The organism is Mesorhizobium sp. WSM4307 (assembly GCF_007003945.1).
GTDB lineage: Bacteria > Pseudomonadota > Alphaproteobacteria > Rhizobiales > Rhizobiaceae > Mesorhizobium.
Genome location: NZ_VFTB01000019.1, coordinates 72,028 through 94,460 on the forward strand (window position 1 = coordinate 72,028; position 22,433 = coordinate 94,460).

The 22,433-nt window shown below is 64.0% G+C and carries 23 protein-coding genes; 7 read left to right on the forward strand and 16 right to left on the reverse strand.

The features are described from left to right. Positions 1–240 precede the first annotated feature (240 nt). Complete coding sequence (locus FJV83_RS33550; RefSeq protein WP_142887042.1) at positions 241–1,680, forward strand: D-alanyl-D-alanine carboxypeptidase; 1,440 nt, start codon at positions 241–243, stop codon at positions 1,678–1,680. A 46-nt stretch (positions 1,681–1,726) separates the two neighbouring features. Here the strand turns inward: FJV83_RS33550 and FJV83_RS33555 are convergent, their stop codons facing one another. The 3 genes from FJV83_RS33555 to FJV83_RS33565 all read right to left on the reverse strand — a co-directional run bounded on the left by FJV83_RS33555 (position 1,727) and on the right by FJV83_RS33565 (position 4,617). Continuing rightward, entirely contained in the window at positions 1,727–2,428 is a 702-nt protein-coding gene (locus tag FJV83_RS33555; RefSeq protein ID WP_142887044.1) for a DnaJ domain-containing protein, read from the reverse strand. Positions 2,429–2,704: 276 nt separating this feature from the next. Continuing rightward, the gene (locus FJV83_RS33560) at positions 2,705–3,142 is read right to left on the reverse strand and encodes a DUF1489 family protein (RefSeq protein WP_095774321.1); all 438 of its coding nucleotides are present in this window, start codon (positions 3,140–3,142) and stop codon (positions 2,705–2,707) included. A gap of 71 nt (positions 3,143–3,213) precedes the next feature. Further along, on the reverse strand, positions 3,214–4,617 hold the full coding sequence (locus FJV83_RS33565; protein WP_142887045.1) for an L-serine ammonia-lyase: 1,404 nt from the start codon (positions 4,615–4,617) through the stop codon (positions 3,214–3,216). Positions 4,618–4,792: 175 nt separating this feature from the next. Between FJV83_RS33565 and FJV83_RS33570 the strand changes: the two genes are divergently transcribed. After that, positions 4,793–5,512, forward strand: a complete 720-nt coding sequence (locus FJV83_RS33570) for a DUF599 domain-containing protein (protein ID WP_142887062.1) — start codon at positions 4,793–4,795, stop codon at positions 5,510–5,512. Here the strand turns inward: FJV83_RS33570 and FJV83_RS33575 are convergent. The 6 genes from FJV83_RS33575 to FJV83_RS33600 form a co-directional block, all read right to left on the reverse strand. Further along, the gene (locus FJV83_RS33575; protein WP_095793010.1) at positions 5,485–6,282 is read right to left on the reverse strand and encodes a YdcF family protein; all 798 of its coding nucleotides are present in this window, start codon (positions 6,280–6,282) and stop codon (positions 5,485–5,487) included. The genes FJV83_RS33570 and FJV83_RS33575 overlap by 28 nt on opposite strands. A 28-nt stretch (positions 6,283–6,310) precedes the next feature. Beyond that, positions 6,311–7,876, reverse strand: coding sequence for an amidase family protein (locus tag FJV83_RS33580; protein WP_095793009.1), 1,566 nt, complete (start codon positions 7,874–7,876; stop codon positions 6,311–6,313). Next, the gene (locus FJV83_RS33585) at positions 7,876–8,331 is read right to left on the reverse strand and encodes a GNAT family N-acetyltransferase (protein WP_095793008.1); all 456 of its coding nucleotides are present in this window, start codon (positions 8,329–8,331) and stop codon (positions 7,876–7,878) included. Before FJV83_RS33585 ends, FJV83_RS33580 begins: the two co-directional genes overlap by 1 nt. A gap of 7 nt (positions 8,332–8,338) precedes the next feature. Then, entirely contained in the window at positions 8,339–8,626 is a 288-nt protein-coding gene (gene gatC, locus FJV83_RS33590; protein WP_095774315.1) for an Asp-tRNA(Asn)/Glu-tRNA(Gln) amidotransferase subunit GatC, read from the reverse strand. Between the two features lie 122 nt (positions 8,627–8,748). Next, positions 8,749–9,165, reverse strand: a complete 417-nt coding sequence (locus FJV83_RS33595; protein WP_095774314.1) for a hypothetical protein — start codon at positions 9,163–9,165, stop codon at positions 8,749–8,751. A gap of 24 nt (positions 9,166–9,189) precedes the next feature. Then, a complete protein-coding gene (locus FJV83_RS33600) occupies positions 9,190–9,897 on the reverse strand; it encodes a metal-dependent hydrolase (RefSeq protein WP_142887046.1) in 708 nt (235 codons plus the stop codon). 125 nt (positions 9,898–10,022) lie between these two features. Here FJV83_RS33600 and ruvX point away from each other — a divergent pair, with 125 nt between their 5' ends. After that, complete coding sequence (gene ruvX, locus FJV83_RS33605; protein ID WP_142887047.1) at positions 10,023–10,547, forward strand: Holliday junction resolvase RuvX; 525 nt, start codon at positions 10,023–10,025, stop codon at positions 10,545–10,547. On the opposite strand, the gene FJV83_RS33610 is transcribed toward ruvX, so the two are convergent. From FJV83_RS33610 to FJV83_RS33620, 3 genes are all read right to left on the reverse strand, one after another. After that, positions 10,447–10,806 carry a DUF6105 family protein gene (locus FJV83_RS33610; protein ID WP_095774312.1) on the reverse strand — a complete coding sequence of 120 codons (360 nt, stop codon included), beginning with the start codon at positions 10,804–10,806 and terminating at the stop codon, positions 10,447–10,449. The two genes, ruvX and FJV83_RS33610, sit on opposite strands and share 101 nt — an antisense overlap. Continuing rightward, a complete protein-coding gene (locus FJV83_RS33615; RefSeq protein ID WP_095774311.1) occupies positions 10,806–11,354 on the reverse strand; it encodes a hypothetical protein in 549 nt (182 codons plus the stop codon). The genes FJV83_RS33610 and FJV83_RS33615 overlap by 1 nt, the downstream gene beginning before the upstream one ends. Before the next feature lie 156 nt (positions 11,355–11,510). After that, positions 11,511–13,139, reverse strand: a complete 1,629-nt coding sequence (locus tag FJV83_RS33620; protein WP_095774310.1) for a DNA alkylation response protein — start codon at positions 13,137–13,139, stop codon at positions 11,511–11,513. A gap of 157 nt (positions 13,140–13,296) precedes the next feature. Here FJV83_RS33620 and FJV83_RS33625 point away from each other — a divergent pair, with 157 nt between their 5' ends. From FJV83_RS33625 to dprA, 4 genes are read left to right on the forward strand one after another with little or no spacing between them, the layout of a single operon-like run. Next, positions 13,297–14,277 (forward strand): aspartate carbamoyltransferase catalytic subunit, encoded by a 981-nt coding sequence (locus FJV83_RS33625; RefSeq protein WP_019858236.1) that lies wholly within the window; start codon positions 13,297–13,299, stop codon positions 14,275–14,277. After that, a complete protein-coding gene (locus tag FJV83_RS33630) occupies positions 14,274–15,560 on the forward strand; it encodes a dihydroorotase (protein ID WP_142887048.1) in 1,287 nt (428 codons plus the stop codon). Before FJV83_RS33625 ends, FJV83_RS33630 begins: the two co-directional genes overlap by 4 nt. Positions 15,561–15,618: 58 nt before the next feature. Next, positions 15,619–16,206 (forward strand): glycerol-3-phosphate 1-O-acyltransferase PlsY, encoded by a 588-nt coding sequence (plsY, locus tag FJV83_RS33635; RefSeq protein ID WP_095774308.1) that lies wholly within the window; start codon positions 15,619–15,621, stop codon positions 16,204–16,206. Further along, positions 16,203–17,336 carry a DNA-processing protein DprA gene (gene dprA, locus FJV83_RS33640; protein WP_142887050.1) on the forward strand — a complete coding sequence of 378 codons (1,134 nt, stop codon included), beginning with the start codon at positions 16,203–16,205 and terminating at the stop codon, positions 17,334–17,336. The genes plsY and dprA overlap by 4 nt, the downstream gene beginning before the upstream one ends. A 9-nt stretch (positions 17,337–17,345) precedes the next feature. Here dprA and FJV83_RS33645 read toward each other — a convergent pair whose 3' ends face one another. From FJV83_RS33645 to FJV83_RS33660, 4 genes are all read right to left on the reverse strand, one after another. After that, entirely contained in the window at positions 17,346–17,558 is a 213-nt protein-coding gene (locus FJV83_RS33645) for a hypothetical protein (RefSeq protein ID WP_142887051.1), read from the reverse strand. Between the two features lie 45 nt (positions 17,559–17,603). Beyond that, complete coding sequence (gene otsB, locus FJV83_RS33650; RefSeq protein ID WP_095774306.1) at positions 17,604–18,395, reverse strand: trehalose-phosphatase; 792 nt, start codon at positions 18,393–18,395, stop codon at positions 17,604–17,606. Beyond that, entirely contained in the window at positions 18,392–20,161 is a 1,770-nt protein-coding gene (locus tag FJV83_RS33655; protein ID WP_142887052.1) for a trehalose-6-phosphate synthase, read from the reverse strand. The genes otsB and FJV83_RS33655 overlap by 4 nt, the downstream gene beginning before the upstream one ends. A 109-nt stretch (positions 20,162–20,270) precedes the next feature. Then, positions 20,271–22,433, reverse strand: coding sequence for an amylo-alpha-1,6-glucosidase (locus FJV83_RS33660; protein WP_095788863.1), 2,163 nt, complete (start codon positions 22,431–22,433; stop codon positions 20,271–20,273).

Consider the following 22,433-nt stretch of genomic DNA (forward strand, 5'->3'; position numbering starts at 1 on the left):
CTTGTGCAATGCACTAGAGTATATTGTGCGCCGCACAAAAGTCAATATTTCGCCGGCGAGCGGCGCCGCCTGCGCAGGCAATGGCTAAAAATCAAATAAAGTGCGTTTCAAGCCCGAAGAAAATGGTGAACGCGGCGGTTACCATAAACGGATTGGTAACGCTGCCCCGTTAGCTTGGCTGAAAGTGAGGCAGGACCCTTTGCCGCCTCCAACGCAACGAAGAATTCAAGGGAAATATCAGTGCGTAAGGCGTTGTTGGGCATCGTTTCCAAATCCACCTCCCCCCTCAAAGCGATGATGGTCTTCGCCCTGGCGATGACGTTCGTTTGCGCCGACGTTGCCTCCTCGCTGGCAGCACGGCCGGCCGCCATCGTCGTGGACGCTAAGACGGGCAAGGTGCTCTACTCCGCGGATGCCAACGGCAGGCGCTATCCGGCGTCGCTGACGAAGATGATGACGCTTTATCTGACCTTCGAAGCGATGGCGAAGGGCAAGATCAGCCGGAACACGCCTGTCGTGTTTTCCGCCAAGGCCTCCGCCGAAGCGCCGACGAAACTCGGCGTGAAGCCGGGCGGTTCGGTCTCGGTCGAAACCGCGATCCTGTCGATCGTCACCAAGTCCGCGAACGACTCGGCCACCGCACTTGGTGAAATGATTGGCGGCGATGAAACCACTTTTGCCCGCATGATGACCGCCAAGGCGCGGCAGCTCGGCATGAACGGCACCGTCTTCCGCAACGCCAACGGCCTGCCCGACCCTGGCCAGTTCACCACCGCGCGCGACATGGCGACGCTCGGCATCGCGCTCAGGGAGCATTTCCCCCAGTATTATGGCTACTTCTCGCAGCGTTCCTTTCTCTATGGCCGCCAGCGCATCAATGGCCACAACCGTCTGCTCGGACGCATCAAGGGCGTCGACGGCATCAAGACCGGCTACACCCGCGCCTCCGGCTTCAACCTCGTTTCATCCGTGGCCGACGGCAACCGTCGCCTCGTCGCCGTTGTCATGGGCGGCACGTCGGGCGGCAGCCGCGACAACCAGATGGCATCGTTGATCAACACCTACCTGCCGAGGGCCTCGACCCGCGGCGGCGGTGACCTGGTCGCCAAGGCCGACGGCAGCAACCCGGTCAAGGCCCTTGCCAAGGTTCTCCTGCCCAAGCACGACGCGCCGACCCCGGACGAGAAGCCGGTCGCTGTGGCCAGCGCCGATGACGCCGTCGCCGACGACGCAACGGTTGCCGAGGATGACACCGCCGACAGCAATGCCCAGGCCGAAGCGCCCACGCTGGTCGCCCCGGCAAAGAAGGTGAAGACGGTCATCGTCTCCGCCCCCAAGGTCGCCACGGCGCAGGTCGTGGCCGCCTATGCCGAGCCGACGCAGGCCGCCGAGCCGGCGTCAAGCGTCGATCCGGTCAACACCGCCTCAGTGCCGTCGGGCTGGGCCATCCAGGTCGCCTCTTCACCGAAGCAGTCGGAAGCCCAGGCCGTCCTCGACAAGACCAGCAAGCAGGCACCAAAAGCGCTGGCGGATGCTTCCGGCTTCACCGTCGCGTTCGACAAGGACGGCGTCACCTACTACCGCGCCCGTTTCGGCGGCTTTGGCTCGAAAGACGCCGCCTGGAAGGCCTGTACCGCTTTGAAGAAGAAGAAAATCGAGTGCTACGCCGTCCAGCAATAGGGCGGCGTGGAAGCATCTCCCGGAAAATTTTTCGCGTCGAAGGAGACTAGTTGTGATTGGAGAGCAAGACGTCCTTGGCTTCGTTGATTCGCGCCGCCAGGAAAGACGTGCCGCCGATATCGGGGTGCAGGCGCTGCATCAGGCGGCGGTGCGCCTTGCGGACATCCGCCGCGGCGGCCCCCGCTTCAAGACCAAGGACCTTGTAGGCCTCCTCCTTAGTCATGGCGCCCGGACCTGGCGCAACACCCAGCCCTTCGCCACCGTTCGTCTCAGTGTTTTTGCGCCAGACGGGAAATCTGCCGTCAAGATACGTCTCTAGCAGCTGGCGGCTCTCCGCATCGGCGGAGAGTTCGCGGTAGAGATGCTGCAACTCCGCAAGGCCCATAGCGCCAAGCATCTTGCCGTCATGGCGGCCGGCCAGAACCAGCCCTTCGAGGCCGCCGGTATCGTGATCCAGCTCCATTTCGAGCGCTGCCGTCCGCACCGTTGAGCGTTTTCCCGGCGCCGGCCTGGCATCAGGCCGGTTCGTGCGCGTGGCGGCATACCAGCCGATCGCCACGAACAGCATGATGCTGCCGATTCCGCTTCGGCCGACCAGAAGCACAGCGGTGCCTGCCAGCGCCAGCAGGATCGGTCCCAGTGTTCTCATGCCGGTTGCGAGCCGGGCCGGATCGGCCCGCAGGAAGGCCGAGGCTATGCCCAGGAGCACCAGCAGCAATGCGACCAGACCGATAATTGCTGCTAACATTTCCCACCGCCCCGCAGATGCCCTGTCTGCCTGGACAGCCGCGTGATGTCATCCAACACTTTTTCTGCGCCGGAATGATGGCTTTCACCTGGACAGGACGAGAACCGCCACGCGGGCTGGCTCTCCAGCCCATTGGCCCTTGTCGGCTTCGTCAGCTTTTCATTGCGCATGAATTTCAAGATGTGGCGTTGTCGCGCCGCTTGCAAGTCCAGTGCGAAGCAAGATGGAGGGCCAGAAAAGCCCGCGCCAAAACAGGCAGCGCCTGCGTGCGACGGCCTACAGCAAGCCGAGATCGGCAAGCTCGCGCCTGAGTTTCGGCGGCATCTCGACCAGTCCCGCCTTGCCTTTGCCGAGATCAGGTGGTGCATCCGACGGTTTCAAATAGCGCCAACCCTGGAAGGCCCGGCGCGGCTGCCAGTCGGTGCGCACGACATGCGGATCAAGCATAAGGTGGCAGCGACCGATGCCCTCGTCGTCAATGAACGGCCGGATCTCGGTGATCAGCTGCCGGCATTGCACATTGCCCTTGATCACCCAGTAGAGCGAACCGCCATCGGTGATCTCGGCGCCACGCGTGGGCACCATGCGGGTGGTGTGCCAGTGTTCGGCCGGCTCGCCGGCCCGGCGCCGTTCGTCGAGACGGAACTCGATCCATTCCTCGAGATCCTCGACGCTGTCGCAGCCGACGCACAGTTTTAGTAGATTGAGAGCCATTCGCTAAGGTTAGTCCGGAGCGCCGGGACGTCAACGGCATGAAGGGGCTTCTCCACAGTGGCCAGCGTTGCTCAGCACTCCACGACATTGACGGCGAGACCGCCGAGGCTGGTTTCCTTGTACTTCTCGTTCATATCGAGACCGGTCTGGCGCATGGTCTCGATCGCCGCGTCGAGCGGCACGAAATGGACGCCGTCGCCCTTGATCGCCAGCGACGCGGCCGTTACCGCCTTGACCGCGCCGAGCGCATTGCGTTCGATGCACGGCACCTGGACCAGCCCGCCGACCGGATCACAAGTCATGCCGAGATGGTGTTCGAGCGCGATTTCGGCGGCATTCTCGACCTGCTCGGGCGTGCCGCCCATGACGGCGCACAGGCCGGCCGCGGCCATCGCCGAGGCGGATCCGACCTCGCCCTGACAGCCGACCTCGGCGCCCGAGATCGACGCATTGGTCTTGATGATGCCGCCGACGGCGGCAGCCGTCAGCAGGAAGTCGCGAATGCTGGGCTGGTCGGCCTCGGGATGGAAATGCAGCCAGTAGCGCAGTACTGCCGGCAGCGTGCCGGCCGCCCCATTGGTCGGTGCGGTGACGACGCGGCCGCCGGCGGCATTCTCCTCGTTGACCGCCATGGCGTAGATCGACAGCCAGTCGTTGGCGAGCAGCGGATTTGGACGATTCTGCTGCCACTGTTCCTGCAGCTTGTCGTGCAACTGCCGGGCCCGGCGCCGCACCTTCAGCCCGCCCGGCATGATGCCGTCCTGCGACAGGCCACGGTCGATACAGCTCTTCATCGCCCCCCAGATGGCGTCGAGGCCGGCGTCAAGCTCCTCGCGCGACATCTGCGTTTCCTCGTTGACGCGCTTCATTTCGGCGATGGAAAGCCCGCTCTTGGCCGCCATCTTCAGCATCTCGACGGCGTTCTTGAAGGGATAAGGCACTTTCTTGCCTTCCGATGTCACCGACCCCTTGGCCTTCATGCGCTGCAGCTCTTCTTCCGACACCACGAAGCCGCCGCCGATCGAATAGTAGATGCGCTTGAGCAGCAGGCGTCCGCCGGCGTCATAGGCATGGAACGCCATGCCGTTGGCGTGGCCGGCAAGCGGTGTCTTGCGGTCGAGCACCAGATCCGTGGCCGGGTCGAAATGATAGGACGGGTGACCTGGCGGTGAAATCATCTTGTCGGCGGTGATGCGGCCGATGATGCCGTCGGCCTGGTCCGGATCGACCGTCTGCGGGGTCTGGCCGGCAAGGCCGAGGATGACGGCGCGGTCGCTGCCATGGCCGATGCCCGTGTAGGCGAGCGCGCCATGCAGGCTGGCGCCGATGCGGGCGACCTTGGCGCCGGCGGGACGCGGCCAGTCGTCGCCCGCGATCTCGTCGAGAAACCGCCGCGCGGCCGTCATCGGCCCCATCGTGTGCGAGCTCGAGGGGCCGATGCCGATCTTGAACAGGTCGAAAACCGAAAGGAACACGCTGTCTCCTGGAGTCGCGTCGAGGATCCTACATATAGGAATTCCAAGGAATGTTTCCGCTCTTTTGACGGTCGCGGCGCAGCATCTGCCGACCTTGTTTGCTCCGGCAGCGACATTGCTGCCGATCGCGGGAGCCGGCATCGAAGCAACCACGCTGGATGTGATAAATTCAGCCATGGGCGATTCCTTCTATCTTTCGATGGCTGATTTCGGGGCGCTGGCCTTCTTCCTGATCGCGTGGCTGCTGCACACGCTCGCCTCGGACGGCAAGCTGGTCAGCCGCATGTCGCTGACGACGGCGATGAATGCACAGCGCGAGGCCTGGATGCGCACCATGGCCGAGCGCGAAATCCGCATCGTCGACACCGCCATCATGAGCGGTCTGCAGCAGGGAACCGCCTTTTTCGCCTCAAGTTCGCTGATCGCGCTCGGCGGCTGCTTTGCCTTGCTCGGCGCGTCCGACCGGGTGCTGGAAGTGCTGAGCAACCTGCCGCTCGGCGGCGCGCCATCGCGCCCGGCCTTTCAGATCAAGGTGCTGGGACTGGTGCTGATCCTCGCCTTCGCCTTCTTCAAATTCGGCTGGGCCTACCGGCTGTTCAACTATTGCTCGATCCTGATCGGCGCGGTTCCGATCCCGCATGGCGAAGCCTCGCGCAATCCGGTCACGGAAACCGCGGTGTGGCGCGCGGCGCAGATGAACATGCTGGCCGGCAAGCATTTCAACTCTGGCCTGCGCGGCGTGTTCTTCTCGATCGGCTATCTCGGCTGGTTCGTCGATCCGGTGGTGTTCGTCCTGTCGACGCTTCTGCTGCTTGCCGTGCTGGTGCGGCGCCAGTTCTTCTCGGCGGCGCGGCGCGCCGTCATCGGTCAGCCGCCCGGTCCTGGGAAAGGCTGATCGATGCGGCCGGAAAGCCAATAGGCGAAAAGCCCGATCCATTCGCGGAGCGCTATGGTGGTGTTCTGCACGGAATCAATCGCATTGTCGCGAAACAAGCCGACACCTTCCTTGCCGGAAGTGTGATAATCGACCGGCCATGGGATGGTTGGAAAACCAGCCTTGTCGAACAGCGCCTTGGCCCGCGGCATATGGAAGGCGGAGGTCACCAGCAGCCAGGTCTCGCCCGGCTTCGGGTCGACAAGTTTGCGGCTGAAGACGGCATTTTCATAGGTGTTGCGGGACTTGTCCTCCAGGACAAGACGATCGGCCGATACACCGAGCGGAACGAGCAGGCGGGACGCGGTGTCGGCGTCCCCCTCGGCGTCGATGAAAAACGCGCCGTGACCGCCTGATACAACCACCTTGGCCTGTGGGAAACGCCGGGCGAGGATTGCGGCCTCGACCATGCGATCGCCACTGCTGCTCAGTTCATAGCCGCCACGCGCGAAGTTGATGGCGCCCTCGAAGCCGCCGCCGAGCACGACGATGCCGTCAACCTTTTGCGGCAGCGGCGGGCGCGCAAAGCGCTCCTCCAGCGGGTTGAGCATCATCGCCCCAAGCGACGTCCAGGTTGAGAGCGCCAGGATCAGAAACGCCAGGACACTGCCGGTGACGGCCAGCCGCCGCCGGCCGATCAGCCCGGCGATCAACCCGGCCAGAAGCAGGAAAATCGTCAGGTTGAGCGGCTGGATGAAGAACCAGAAGACCTTGGAAAGAAGAAAGAACATCGCTCACCCCTTCAGATGATCGATACCCTTACCACCACTTCTCAGGCTGAAATGTGCCAGCCGCCTGCTCGATGACGGCGGCAGTCTGGAACAGCGTCTCTTCCTCGAACGGCCGGCCGATGAGCTGCAGCCCGAGCGGCAGCCCCTTGGGGTCCAGGCCGGCAGGCACGGCGATGCCCGGCAGGCCGGCCATGTTCACGGTGACCGTGAAAATGTCGTTGAGGTACATTTTCACCGGATCGGCGGCCATGTCCTCATCCGCGATGCCGAAGGCGGCGGACGGCGTCGCCGGGGTCAGGATGACATCGACGCCGGCGGCGAACACATTTTCGAAGTCGCGCTTGATCAAATTGCGCACCTTCTGCGCCTGCAGGTAGTAGGCGTCGTAATAGCCTGCCGACAGCACATAGGTGCCGATCATGATGCGGCGCTTGACCTCGCGGCCGAAACCGGCGGCGCGGGTCTTTTCATACATCTCGACAATGTCCTTGCCCGGCACGCGCAGGCCGTAGCGGACGCCGTCATAGCGCGCCAGGTTGGACGAAGCCTCGGCGGGCGCCACGATGTAGTAGGCCGGCAGCGCGTACTTCGTATGCGGCAGGGAAATGTCGACGATCTCGGCGCCGGCATCCCTGAGCCAGGCAATCCCCTTCTGCCACAGCGCCTCGATCTCTTCCGGCATGCCGTCGACGCGGTATTCCTTGGGAATGCCGACCTTCATGCCCTTGATCGGCTTGCCGATCGCAGCCTCGTAGTCCGGCACCGGCCGGTCGACGGAAGTGGTGTCCTTCGGATCGACCGAGGCCATCGACCTGAGCAGGATCGCGGCGTCGCGCACGTCGCGCGCGATCGGGCCGGCCTGGTCGAGCGACGAGGCGAAAGCGACGATGCCCCAGCGCGAGCAGCGGCCATAGGTCGGCTTGATGCCGACGGTGCCGGTGAAGGCGGCCGGCTGGCGGATCGAGCCGCCCGTATCAGTCGCCGTCGCGCCGGCGCACAGGAACGCCGAGACGGCGGTCGCCGAGCCGCCGGAAGAGCCGCCTGGCACCAACTGCGCATTGTCCAGGGTGCGCTGGGTTTTCGTACCGCCGGCCGTCACGAAGCCGCCATCGCCCTGATGCGTCGTTGGCATCACCACCGTGTCGAGCCGCGAACGCCGCCACGGGTTGATGACCGGGCCATAATAGGACGTCTCGTTGGACGAGCCCATGGCGAACTCATCCATGTTGAGCTTGCCGAGCATGACCGCGCCATCCGCCCACAGATTGGCGGTGACGGTCGATTCGTAACGTGGCTTGAAGCCGTCGAGCACATGGCTGCAGGCCTGGGTGTGGACGCCTTCGGTGCCGAACAAATCCTTGATGCCCAGCGGAATGCCTTCCAGCGCACCGCCCTCGCCCTTGACCAGCCTGGCGTCGGACGCCTTGGCCATGTCACGCGCTCTGTCGCCGGTCACCGCGACATAGGCATTGAGCGCCGGATTGGCGCGATCGATCGCCGAGAGATAGGCCTCGGTGATCTCGGTCGCGGTGATTTCCTTGCCGCGCAGCTTGGCGCGGGCCTGCGAAATCGTCAGTCTGGTCAGGTCGCTCATCAAAGGCTCTTTTCGTAAAACACCGACCACTTGGAATCGGGATAATCCAGCACCGGGCCGCAGCGCGAAAATCCGGCACGTTCATAGACGGTCCAGGCGGCGGGGTGGCGGTCGCCCGTCTCCAGCACCAGCCGCTTCAGTCCTTCCTGCCTCGCCAGTGCCTCGACGCGCTCAACGATGCTGGCGCCGATTTTCTGGCCGCGATGCGAAGGCCGCGTATACATGCGCTTGACTTCGCCAATGGCATCGCCATGGCGCTTCAACGCGCCACAACCGATGGCGATGCCATTGTCGCGGGCGATGAAAACGGTCGTGTCCTGGCCGGCCATCTGCTCCACCGTCAGATGATAGCAGTGCTCCGGCGGCGTCAATTCGAGCAAGGTCTCGTTGAGTTCCTTGACCAGGCCGCGCACATCGTCCTGCAACGGTGTCTCGATGGCGATCTCGATTGCCATCGGCGCCCTACTCCACGACCTTCGGCACGAGGAAGAAATTCTCTTCGGTCGCAGGCGCATTGGCGACGATGTCGGTCGCCTTGCTGCCGTCGGTGACGACGTCCTGGCGCTTCTTCATCTCCATCGGCGTCACCGAGGTCATCGGCTCGACGCCGGAAACATCGACTTGGTTCAGCTGCTCGACGAAGCCCAGAATGGCGTTCAGTTCGCCGGTCATGCGTTCGGCATCTTCCTCGCTCACCGCAATGCGGGCGAGACGCGCGACGCGCTTCACAGTCTGAAGATCAACGGACATAGATTTGCCTCGGGGAAAACCAGTCCGGGCTATAGCGGCGCCGCGCGCGCGGCGCAACATGCATCATGCGAGAGACCAGGCGTGATGGCGGCCTGGTCTCGGCCATCGGTCCAAGGACAGGTCTATGGCAAGGCAACGCCCTCGCACAGATAATAGCTGCCGCTGTTGCCGCTCGCTTCGCTTTCGTCATCGATCGGCCGGACCGATACGAGATCGATCTGCGTCGGGCTGATCCGCGTCACCGACAGGACATCGGGAAAGACATAGCCCGGTTCCTGGCAGATGGCCGTCACCGCCCAGCTCGGCGAGCGTGTCGCCTTGCTGACCTGCACGAATTCGCAATTATATTCAACGCCCTGCAGGCCATGCACGGAAAGCACGACGTTGCCGGCATCGATCAGCGTCTGCAGCGTGTCCTTCCTGGCCTGCGTGCAAAGCTCCTCGGACTGCAGGTAGACGCCTTCGATGAAGTCATCCGCGGCGAGCGCGGGCGATGCCGCGACAAACATCGATACACAAAGAGATCGCCCCAACGCCATGGATTTGTTCCGCTTTGGCTGTTTCTAGATCGTAATCGTTTCACCGATTTTCGGCAACGCGACCTTCACACCGGACCCTTCGAGGCCGGCCTCGAATTTCTCGGACGTCGGATCGATCATCGGAAACGTGCCGAAATGGCAAGGGACGACCGTGTCGAACTTGAAGAAGCGCCGACAGGCAAGAGCCGCCACCGCGCCGCCCATGGTGAAACGATCCCCGATCGGCACGATGCCGATCTTCGGCTCATGCAATTCGTTGATCAGCGCCATGTCGGAAAAGATGTCGGTATCGCCCATATGGTAGAGCGTCGGGTCTTCCGGGAAATGCAGGACCAGCCCGCCCGGATTGCCGAGATAGACGTTCTTGCCGCCGTCTTCGCCAAACGAGGAAGAGTGCAGCGCCTGGACGAAAGTGGTGGTGAAGCCGCCGCAATCGACCGTGCCACCGATATTGCCGGGATTGATCTTGCTGCCGTCGGCGCCCTTGCCGACCAGATACATGCAGATCTCGAAATTGGCGACCAGCTGCGCGCCGCTCTTGCCGAGCACTTCCAGCGCGCCGCTGATGTGGTCGCTGTGTCCATGCGTCAGCAGGACATGCGTGATCCCATCCGCCGGCCCTTCCCAGCCGCCCGTCCAGGACGGGTTGCCGATCAGATAGGGGTCGATGAGGATCTTGGCGTCGCCGGTTTCGATACGGAAGGCCGAATGGCCGTACCAGGTCAGTTTCATGAAATGCATTCCTCGATTATTGCCGGGCCAGAGGTTAAAACGCCGATGACCCCGATATCAAAGGGTATAGTGTCCGCCGCGCATCCGGAAGGACGCATGCTGCTGAAAAAGACAAGGAAAAACCGTTGGCTATCATCACGATTGAGCAATTGCCGGCATGGCTCGCCGACGGCAGGACGCTGGCGGGGCTCGATCTCGGCGACAAGACGATCGGCGTCGCGGTTTCCGACCGGGGATTCGCCTTCGCTCACCCGCGCCCGGTCATCATGCGGAAGAAATTCTCGCTCGATGCCGCCGTGCTTCTGGCCTTGCTGGAGAAGGAGAATGTCGGCGCGGTGGCGATCGGACTGCCGATCAACATGGATGGGTCGGAAGGTCCGCGTGCGCAGAAATCGCGCGCCTTCGTGCGCAACATGGCGCAGCTGAGTGACCTGCCCTTCGTGTTCTGGGACGAACGGCTGTCGACTGTGGCGGCGGAGCGGACGCTGATCGAAATGGATTTCTCGCGCGCCAAACGTGCCGGCAAGATCGATTCGGCGGCCGCGGCCTTTATTCTGCAGGGAGTCTTGGACCGGCTTCAGTCGCTCGATTCAGGCGATCGAAGGGAATTGGGCGGTCAAGCGGGACCGGGCCCGACCGACGCCGCCTGACCCAGTCCAGAATTTCGCGGCGACGGCGAAAAGCCCATATCGCCATCAGCAGAAAACCGTCGAAGATGCAGGCCTTCGCCACCATCCCCGGGATGATGGCCGGATCGATGCCGAGCATCTGGCCATAGAGCTGGAATACGAAATCGTGCAGCTGCCGGGTCAGCATCACATAGCCGAAATTCATGTCGTTGAGCGACAGGTAGAACCAGCCCCAGAACAGCGCCATCGGGGCCGCCCATAATGCGAAGATATAGCGCATCAGCGGCCTCCCTTCCCGTTCGGCCCGGTCCGGCCCGATATAAGGGAAAGCAGCGAATTATGCGCCGCTGCCTTCGCCATGCCGTGCGCCGTGGCGCGAAAATCAGCGTCATCAGACGCGGCCGCGGAGCGCCGCTCGGCGAGCATCGCGACATAAGAGGCCAGAAGCGCCGCCAATTGCACCGCAACGACCATGAACAGCCCGTTGATGCCTTGCGCGGCGCCACCGATCAGGATCATCGACAGGACGCCGGACGCGGAAATGAAGGCGATGCGAACGACGCTGTCGGCGCCCGGGCTGGCCGGATCGTTGATCAACGTATCGACAAAGGCCCAGAAGAACAGCACCGCCACGACCAGCAAGGCGATCGCCAGCGGGGCGACCACGACGACGTTCTGCAGGTCGACGAACCGGGCGCTCTCGACGGTCACTCCAAGCACGCCGAGGGCTGCCGTCACACCGCGGTCTCCATCGATGCAGATCAGCGCCAGCAGGGCGAAGACGATCGCCCAGTGCACAGACAGAAAGGAGGTCAGTACGTGTCGCATCGTGGTTCCTGCTTCGGCAGGAATGACAGTGGGCTTTGCCGCCCGCCGCCGCAATGGAAACCATTTGTTAAGGTTAACGGCGATCCACAGGACGCACCCACTGTTCTCAGATGCGCTCAACTCATCGAAGAATCGGGCGATGCGGCCGCTCTCGGCTCAGGTCACCGGCGGGTAGAGCGTGTCGATGATCATGCGCGCGTCATGGCGCGAATCGATCATGCCGTAGGTGTTTCGCCACTGGCCGGCCAGGCGGGTCTCGACGAAGGCATCGGCAATCCGCCCTGCCCCCAGCCGGCGCAGCTCCGCCGCGGCGGCCGACAAAGCCAGCTGTTCGGTCAGCAGCCGTGCCGAGCCCTCGTCGGTCGATGCCACCTGCATCGCCGCCTTCAACACGCCGATCGTGCCGCGCCCACCGGCCCCGAGGTCGCGGTCGATACCGGCCAGCACCTCTTCGAACAGGCCGGGCGCGCGCCCGAGCACGCGCAGCACGTCGAGCGCCATGACATTGCCCGACCCTTCCCAGATCGCGTTGACAGGCGCTTCGCGATAATAGCGGGCGAGCGGCGCCTCCTCGACATAGCCATTGCCGCCTAGACACTCCATCGCCTCATAGAGCAGCGGCGGCGCGATCTTGCACACCCAGTATTTGACGACCGGTGTCATGGCGCGGGCAAACGCCGCTTCGCCGCGATCGCTCGCCGCCTCGTCGAACGAGCGCGCCAGCCGGAACGACAGAGCGGTTGCGGCGGCAACATCCAGCGCCATGTCGGCCAGCACGCGCTGCATCAGCGGCTGTTCGATCAAGGTGGAGCCGAACACCTGGCGATGGCGGGCATGATGAACCGCTTCCGCCAGCCCTGCCCGCATGATCGCCGAGGACGCCACGGCGCAATCGAGCCGGGTCAAGGTCACCATGTCCATGATCGTCTTCACGCCGGCGCCGGGCTCGCCGACCATCTCGCCGATGGCGTTGACGAACTCGACCTCGGAAGAGGCGTTGGAGCGGTTGCCGAGCTTGTCCTTCAGCCGCTGGAATCGGAAGCCGTTGCCCGACCCGTCGCCGAGAACGCGCGGCACGAGGAAGCACGACAATCCCTCCGGCGCCTGCGCCAGCACCAGGAAGGCGTCCGACATCGGTGCCGACATGAACCATTTGTGGCCGGTCAGGCGATAGAAGCCGCTGCCGGCGCGCTCGGCCCTCGTCACATTGGCGCGCACATCCGTGCCGCCCTGTTTTTCGGTCATGCCCATGCCGAGCGTCAGCCCGGTCTTCTCGACCGGCGGCTTCTGGCTCTGGTCGTATTTGCGCGTCGTCACGCGCGGCGCCCATTCGCGAAACAGCTTTGGGCTGGCCATCAACGCCGCCAGTGAGGCGCTGGTCATGGTGATGGGGCAGAGATGCCCGGTCTCGAGTTCGGCGGTCAGGTAGAAACGGGCGGCGCGCACCTGGTGGCGGCGGCCGATCTCCGCGTCGCCATTTTCCCAGACCGAGGAATGCAACCCGTTCGCCACCGAGCGGCGCATCAAGGCGTGGTAGGCGGGGTGGAACTCGACGAGGTCGATGCGCCGTCCCTGGCGGTCATGGGTCCTGAGCTTCGGCGTCTCGACATTGGCCAGGCGCGCCAGCTCCTGCGCCTCCTGCGTCAGGACGAAACGGCCGAGACCGTCGAGGTCCTTGCGCACCGGGTCGGAAAAGCGCTCGGCAAGCTGGATCAGCAACGGATCGCCTCGCCAGGCGTTGCCGCCCGTCAGCGGCGGCGGCTGGTTCGTCACGTCGTCGGTCACAATTCGTCCCTATCGTCGGAAAGCCTCGAATCCGGGGCCACCGGCTAGATATAGCCAAGCGTTGCCGCGTGCGCGACGAAAATACCGGGGAGAAAGGCGCCAATCCAAAGCTGGTGCTTGCGGGCGCAAAATCCGCACCCTATAGCAGCGCCTTGAGATGACCGACGCTTCGTCCCTGCCACTCTACCCTCACCGCCATCTTCTAGGCATCAGCGATCTTTCGCCCGCCGACATCGAGCTGTTGCTCGACCGGGCTGATCGGGCCGTCGCGATTTCGCGGCAGTCCGAGAAAAAGACCTCGACGCTGCGCGGCCGCACCCAGATCAATCTCTTCTACGAGGCCTCGACCCGCACGCAGTCCTCGTTCGAGCTGGCTGGAAAGCGGCTCGGCGCCGATGTCATGAACATGTCGGTGGCGAGTTCTTCGGTGAAGAAGGGCGAAACGCTCATCGACACGGCGATGACGCTGAACGCCATGCGGCCCGATATCTTGATCATCCGCCACCAGTCGGCGGGTGCTGCCGCCCTGCTGGCGCAGAAAGTCGGCTGCTCGGTGGTCAATGCCGGCGACGGCGCGCATGAACACCCGACCCAGGCGCTGCTCGATGCGCTGACCATCCGCCGCGCCAAGGGGCCGCTGTCGAAATTGATCGTGGCGATCTGCGGTGACATCCTGCATTCGCGCGTGGCGCGCTCCAACATCATGCTGCTCAACGCGCTTGGCGCGCAGGTGCGCGTGGTGGCGCCTTCGACGCTGCTGCCGTCCGGCATCGAGAAGATGGGCGTTATCGTCACGCGCTCGATGGCCGAAGGCCTCAAGGACGCCGACGTGGTGATGATGCTGCGCCTGCAGCGCGAGCGCATGGAAGGCGCCTTCGTGCCTTCGGTGCGCGAATATTTCCGCTATTTCGGCCTCGACGCCGAAAAGCTGAAAGCCGCCAAGGACGACGCGCTGGTGATGCATCCCGGCCCGATGAACCGCGGCGTCGAAATCGCCTCGGAAATAGCCGACGGCCCGCAAAGCGTGATCCAGGAGCAGGTGGAGATGGGCGTCGCCGTGCGCATGGCGGTGATGGAAGCACTGCTCGACCCCCGTCGCAACCAAGAGGGCCGCAATCAAGAGGGTCGCGGCGCATGAGCACGACAGTCTTTGAACGCGCCCGCATCGTCGACCCCTCGCGCGGCCTCGACGAAGTCGGCTCCGTCATCGTCGAGGGCCGCAAGATCGTTGCCGCCGGCAAAGCGGCGTTGAACCAGGGCGCGCCCGATGGCGCCACGACAATCGATTGCGCCGGCAAGGCGATCATTCCCGGACTGATCGATGGCCGCGTCTTTATCGGCGAGCCGGGCGGCGAACATCGCGAAACCATCGCCTCGGCAAGCGTCGCCGCAGCCGCCGGCGGCGTGACTTCCGTCGTCATGATGCCTGACACCGATCCGGTGATCGACAATGTCGCGCTGGTCGAGTTCGTGCTGCGCACCGCCAAGGACACGGCGATCGTCAACATCTTCCCGGCGGCGGCGATCACCAAGGGGCTCGACGGCCGCGAGATGACCGAGTTCGGCCTGCTGCGCGAGGCCGGCGCCGTCGCCTTCACCGATGGCCGCCACACCATCGCCAGTTCGCTGGTGATGCGCCGGGCGCTCACCTATGCCCGCGATTTCGGCGCCACCATCGTGCACGAGACGCAGGATGCAGATCTCGGTTCGTCCGGCGTGATGAATGAAGGTCTCTACGCCAGTTGGCTCGGCCTTTCCGGCATTCCGCGTGAAGCCGAATCGATCCCGCTCGAGCGCGATCTGGCTTTGGCGCGACTGACGCGCGGCTCCTATCACGCGGCCAAGATTTCGACGGCGATGGCCGCAAACGCCGTGACGCGCGCCAAAGCCGATGGAGCTGATGTGACATCAGGCGTGTCGATCCACAACCTGTCGCTCAATGAAAACGATGTCGGTGAGTACCGCACCTTCTTCCGCCTGACGCCGCCATTGCGCGCCGAGGAAGACCGGCTGGCGATGATCGAGGCGGTCAGGGACGGCACGGTCGACATCATCGTCTCCTCGCACGATCCGCAGGATGTCGACACCAAGCGCCTGCCCTTCGCCGATGCCGCGGCCGGCGCCATCGGGCTGGAGACGCTGCTGGGTGCCGCCTTGCGGCTCTACCACAATGGCGACGTGCCCTTGCTGCGGCTGGTCGAAGCGCTGTCCACCGCGCCGGCAAGGCTGTTCGGACTGCCCGGCGGCACGCTGAAGCCGGGCTCAGTCGCCGACCTCGCGCTCGTCGATCTCGACGATCCATGGATCGTCAGCGAAGGCGGCATCCGGTCGCGCTCGAAGAACACCTGCTTCGAAGGCGCCCGCCTGCAAGGCAAGGTCTTGCAAACGCTGGTGGCGGGCCGCACAGTGTTCTCGGCATAGACCGGCAACGGGCGTCGCGCCCGATCGGGTTTAGTTGGGGGAAAAGCGGGGGGAAACAATGACTTACGGCCTGATCCTGGCGCTGGTATTCGGCTACCTCTTAGGCTCGATTCCCTTCGGGCTGCTGCTGACCCGCGCCGCCGGCCTTGGTGATGTGCGCAAGATCGGCTCCGGCAATATCGGCGCCACCAACGTGCTGCGCACCGGCAACAAGGGCCTGGCCGCCGCGACCTTGCTGCTCGATGCGCTGAAGGGCACCGCCGCCGTGGTGATATCAGGCCATTTCGCGCCGGAAACGGCGGTCTGGGCCGGCCTCGGCGCCTTTCTCGGGCATCTCTTCCCGGTCTGGCTTGGCTTCAAGGGCGGCAAGGGCGTCGCGACCTATCTCGGGGTGCTGATCGGCCTTGCCTGGCAGGTAGCGCTGATCTTCGCCGTCATCTGGCTGGCGATGGCATTCCTGTTCCGTTACTCGTCGCTTGCGGCACTTGCAGCGGCCGTCGTCGTGCCGATAGCCCTCTACTTTATGAGCGCACCGCAGATTGCCGTTCTGTTCGTGGTGATGAGCATCATCGTCTTTATCAAGCACAGGGCGAACATTTCGCGGCTGCTTGCCGGCACCGAGGGCAAGATCGGAGCCAAGGGATGAGCGAGACGGCCGCCGGGCCGCGCCTCAGCGACCGGCAGCGGCTGAGCTGGCTGCGGCTGATCCGCACCCAGAATGTCGGCCCCGCCTCCTTTCGCGACCTGATCAACCGCTTCGGGTCGGCCGAAGTGGCGCTGGAAATCCTGCCGGAACTGATGATTTCGGGCGGCGCCAGCCGGATCGCCCGCATTCCGTCAATCGCCGAGGCCGAGGCCGAACTCGAGGCAGCCCGCCGGGCAGGCGCGCGTTTTGTCGGTATCGGCGAGCCCGACTATCCCCCGCTGCTGAGAAGCATGGACAATCCTCCACCCCTTCTGGCGGTCAAGGGCAATGCCGCTGTCTTCCGCCTACCCGGCGTTGCCATCGTCGGCGCCCGCAACGCATCGCTTGCCGGCATCAAGATGGCGCGCATGTTGGCGGCCGAGCTTGGCGGCGACGGTTATGGCATTATCTCGGGGTTGGCGCGCGGCATCGACACGGCGGCGCATCAGGGCAGCCTGCAAACCGGCACGGTCGGTGTGCTGGCCGGAGGCCTCGACCTGCCCTACCCGCCCGAAAATGCCGGCCTGTGCGCGGAAATCGCCGAGCGTGGCGCCATCATCTCCGAAATGCCATTCGGCTGGCAGCCGCGCGCCCAGGATTTTCCACGCCGCAACCGTCTTGTCGCTGGCGCGGCCCTCGGGCTGGTGGTGGTCGAGGCCGCCCAGCGTTCGGGCTCGCTGATCAGCGCCAGGCTTGCCGGCGAAATGGGCCGGCTGGTTTTTGCCGTGCCGGGCTCCCCGCTCGATCCGCGCGCCGCAGGCACCAACGGCCTGCTCAAGGACGGCGCCACGCTGGTCACCGAGGCATCGGACATTTCCAGGGCGATCGCGCCGCTGACCGGCATGCGGGCGCCTGCTGTGCCACCGTTCGAGGACCCGCCCGACTTTTCGGCCACACCGCCACCCGGCGAGAGCGACCGCGCCAAGGTCATCGAAGCGCTAGGCCCGACACCGGTGCCGGTCGACGAGATCATCCGCCACACCGGCCTTCACCCGGCCCAGGTCTTCATGGTTCTGCTGGAACTCGACCTCGCCGGCCGGCTCGAACGCCATGCCGGCGGTAATGTTTCGCTGATTTTCGGGGAAGGCTGAGCACAGCCGTCAATGACGGTTAGGCTTCTTCTCCCCGGTGTCGGCATAATCCGGCGTGTTGGCTCCAAACAGATCGTTTTCGACGGCCTTGCGCCAGACTGCGTCCGCATCTTCGGGACGCAGCGGCTCAGCTGTCGCCTGGCGATCTCGGCTGTTCGTCTTGGATTGCCGCTGGAGCCAGACGGGCATGATTTCCTCGATGAGGCTGGTCAGTTGGGTCATTGCAACTTCTTCCATGCGCGTGAACAGGCAATTAGGGAGTCTGGTTCATTTGGACGTTGCGGCAAGCGTCGCCGCTTTCGCGGTCTCGCGTCTGCTCATCTCGTCCAGCCAGGCCAGGGCCGCATCCACGCCAGCCAGCGAAAAAGGCGCCGCTGTCGATCCCTGCGGCTTTATGCGAACCGAAATGCCGTCCAATTCGTTGACGGTCTCGAACCCGTTCTCGTCGGATGTATCGTCCCCAAGGAACACCGGGCGCCGTCCCCTGAAGGCCGGAACTTGCAGGAAGCGCCGGATGGCCGCTCCCTTCGCCGCCTCCAGCGGCATCAGTTCCACACCGGCATTTCCGGCCAGGATCCGATATCCCGCAGGCAATCTGTCCAGTGCCTGTTCGACCAACTCGGTCGCTCGCTGCAGCAGATGCGGTGCCGCGCGCGTATGAATGGCCAGGATTGGTCCCTTGCGCTCGATATAGACATCCGCATTGTCCAGTTCCGTAGCGATTTCGTTGGCGAGCGCGGCAATATCAGCCGGTTCGTCGGCCGCCTCGACCGGACCATCGCGCGCCAGCCTGTGCTCGAGGCCATAAAGCCCCGCGGCGCGCAATCTGAGAGGCTGGAAGAGATGGTCGACGGCAGCGATCGACCGTCCCGTGATGAACGCCAGCGCTCCATCCAATTGCGCTTCGAGCCGCACCAGCAGCGTGCGCAATTCGTCACCGACGACCACCGCATCGGGATGCGCGGCATGTTCGAGAAGCGTGCCATCGATATCGAGGAACAGGCTCCATGGCCCTTGCGGAACGACAGGCACGGCGAGGTTCGGCGAGATCGACATCATAGCGCCGCCACGCGTCTGCGATCGAGCAGCGATATCACATTGCCTGGGGCCGTTGGAGCGGTGGCAACGGCGCGATCGACGGCGTCGCGCTTGCGCAAGCGCGCCGCATCGAGAAGCATGCTGCCCGCCCACCGATAGACATTGTTGTCGCGCACGATTTCGCGCATGCGTCGCATGCGCTGGCTTTGCTCTTCCGGCGACATGGTCAAGGCCTGCAGCAAGGCATCGCCCATCATCGCCGCGTCATAGGGATTGACGATCAGTGCGTCCAGAAGCTCCTTGGAGGCGCCGGCGAACATGCTGAGCAGCAGCACGCCCTGTTCGTCCTCGCGCGCCGCGACAAACTCCTTGGCGACCAGGTTCATGCCGTCATGCAGGCTGGTGACCATGCAAACGTCGGCGGCACGGTAGATTTCGTAGACCTGCTGCTGCGAGTGATGTTCCGTTATCATCAGCACGGGTGTGTAGCCGTCGCGACCATAGCGCCGGTTGAGATCCTCGGCATGGCGCAGGCACTCCTCGTAGAGTTGCTGATAGGCTGGCAAGGTGCCCCGGCTGGGCGCGGCGATCTGCAGGAACGCCACCTTGCCGATCCATTCGGGATGAAGCGTCAGCAGTTCATCAAGTGCGTTGAAGCGATCGAGGATGCCTTTGGTGTAGTCGAGACGTTCAACGCCCACGCACAGTTTGACATCTTCGGCCAGGCCGAATTTCTCCTGAACCTGCCGGCGGCACTGCGCCACGTCAGGCAGTTTGCCCAGTTGCGCCGGCGGCCATTCGATTGAGATAGGATAGGCATGGACCAGGCTGATCTGGCCACCATAGGAAATGGCCGAATCCTCGCGCTCGATCCGGCTTTCCAGGAAACGGTCGACGCTGTCGATGAAGTTGTTGCAATGGAACTGGGTGTGGAAACCGACGATCGAACTGCCGAGCAGGCCCTCGAGAATCCTCTCGCGCCATGGGCAGATGCTGAACACTTCGGAATTCGGCCACGGGATATGCCAGAAGGTGATGATGATCGCCTCCGGCAGACGCTCACGGATCATTCGCGGCAGCAGCGCGAAATGATAATCCTGGACCAGCACGATCGGCCGCTCGTTGCGGGCTTCCGCGATGACGGTGTCGGCGAATTTGCGGTTGACCGCCTCGTAGGCCTCCCAATCCGAGGCGCGGAATATCGGCCGGGTGAAGGCGATATGGCACAGCGGCCAGAGTCCTTCATTGGCAAAGCCGAGATAATAGCCTTGCTGTTCTTCCTCGCTCAGCCAGACACGGCGCAGCGTGTAGGAAGGATTGTCCGGCGGCACCTCGATCCGATCGTTCTTGTCGACCACCAGCTTGTCGGCCGAACCGCCGCCATAGGCGATCCACGTGCCCGCACAGGCGCGCGTGATCGGCTCCAGGGCCGAGACGAGCCCGCTCGCGGGTACGACCAGTTGGATGTCGTCGCCCTCGCGGTTGTGGATATACGGCTCGCGGTTTGAGACGACGATCACCTGGGCATCGGGAAGTTCGGTCGCCAGGATGTGACGCAGCGTTTCGGGCGACCACTGTACCAGTGCCGCGGCCGCCGACTGCCCGTTCTTCGCGAATTCCGGCAATGGGCCGCGAGCAGGGTCAACCTCCGCAGCGGCCAACCTGCCGCCCTTGCGCGCCCGCAACACCATCGTCACCAGCACAATAACCAGGACGCCGAGGGCTGCAACAACAAAGAGCCACAATGCGAATACGGGAACGACTAGATACGAACTGTTGTCGGGCATTGAAATCGATTACCTTTCAATGGGATACTGCTGCGGCTTTATGGACTGGAGTTTCGGCATCCCATGGCGTGGTGGTCCAACGCTCACGGTGCAGGATGGTTCCGATTTTTCAGCTCCTGACCACGAGTGGCACCAGCCCCTCATGCGGTTCGGCAAGGAAGGCGCCGACGCGATCTCCCACGCGCTGGAACGTCAGATCCACTGCCGCCTGCCCCACCGAAAGATGGCGGATGACGAGGTTGTCGATGCCGATCGGCAGGCGCGGCCGGGTCACATGGATCTCGCCTGTCCAGCCGTCGATCTGCAGGCCGAGGCACGATTGCATGAGCATGAAGGCCGAGCCGGCGGACCAGGCTTGCGGCAGGCAAGCCACCGGATAGGCGATCGGCGCTTCGCCGGCCGCGCGCGTGAAACCGCAAAACAGTTCCGGTAACCGCATGTTGAAATGGACGGCGGATTCGAAGGTGCCGCTCATCAGCCGCACGACGCTGTCGCGGCTGCCGTACCGTGCCAGTCCGGCAGCGCAGATCGCTGTATCGTGCGGCCAGATGGAGCCGTTGTGATAGGACATCGGATTGAAGAAGATCGCATCGTCCGCCAGCGTCCGCAGCCCCCAGCCGGAATGAAACGAGGCCGACAGCAGCTGGTCGGCGACCATGCGCGCGCGATCCGGGTCGGGAAGGCCGACATAGAGCAGGTGACCGGCATTGGACGTGCGCACCTTGCAAGGTTGACCATCGCCGTCCAGCGCGAGCGCATAGTAGCCGAGGTCTTCCATCCAGAAATGGCGCTCGACTGCTTGGCGAATGGCGTCGGCGCGTATTTCCCAGCTCTCGGCGCGTTCCGCCTCGCCACGCAGCCGTGCCAGCTTCGCCAACCCCTGGAACGCTGCAAAGACGTAGCCCTGCACCTCGACCAGCGCGATCGGCCCCTTCGGGATGCGGCCATCGGCGTGGAAGACGGAATCGAAACTGTCCTTCCATCCCTGGTTGGCAAGGCCGGATTCCGCGGCGCGCTGGTAGGTGAGGAATCCAGTCGAACGGCTCGCCGTTTCGATCCATTCGGCCGCGGCGCACAGTGAGGGCCACAGCGTATCAAGGAAGGCCGTGTCGCCCGTGCGGTCAGCATAGGCGCAGGCAAGATGGATATAGAGCGGCGTCGTGTCGACGCCGCCATAATAGCGGCCGAACGGCAACTCGCTCAGCGCCACCATCTCGCCCTTGCGGGTCTCGTGCATGATCTTGCCAGGTTCGGAATCGCTGAACGGAGAGGTTTCGGTCGCCTGGTGCTGAGCGAGAAACGCCAGGACGCCGCGCGCCAGGCCGGGATTGAGCCAAAGCATCTGCAAGGCGGAGATCACGCCATCCCGGCCGAAGGCTGTGGAGAACCAGGGAATGCCGGCATAGGGATAGGGCCCGGTCGCCAGTTCCGTGGTGAGCAGCGCGACATCGGCGCGCGCCCGCTCCATCCAGTCGTTGAAGACGCGGCCGGAACTGTGCAGCGTCGCGCCATGCCGGCGCTTGGCGCGCATGCCGAAGCGAGCGCGGGCGGCAGCCGCGCGAAACCGGCGGCTTTCGGGGCGATCGTCCGTCGCGTTGCCCACTTCCACATAAAGCGTCTGGCTGCTGCGCTTGGTGACGGCGATGACGAAATCGGCGCGCTCGGAAGTCAGTTGATCGGGCGTCTGTGAGAAGGAAATCGCCGATGTCCGCACGACCTTGTCCAGGCCTTCGTAGCGAAGCACGACCGCATTCCCTGTGATCTCGGCCGTATGGGCGGTTCCACGCTTCGAGCGGGTCGAACCGCGGACCTCGAACATGTCGCGGAAATCGGCGGCAAAACGCAGCGATAGCAGGATCGTCGAATGCTCGCGGCTGTAGTTGGACAGTGTTATGCGCTCATACAGCCTTTCCTCCCACAACAGCCGCACGCGCTCGATATGCATAGCGCCTTGCGGAATCTGGCGGCCAGCGGCGCTCTCGATCGGCAGATTGGTGAGGTTGGTGGTGAAGAGCACGTTGTCCTGGCTGAGCGACGCGCCCAGCAACGACGTCGACCGCCCGCCGACGGTGAGGCGAAATTCGGAGAGCACGCGCGTGTCGTCGCGGAAGAACCCATCGCCGACACCGCGTATGTCGCCATAGGCATCGGCTACGGCAAAGCAATCGCCATGCTTGAGGGCGAACAGCCGATGCGGCTCCCTCGGCGCGGTTTCGTCCAGGGAAGCCAGAGCTATGGCAGGATCAAGCTTGCGCTCGTCGAGTTGGGTGAT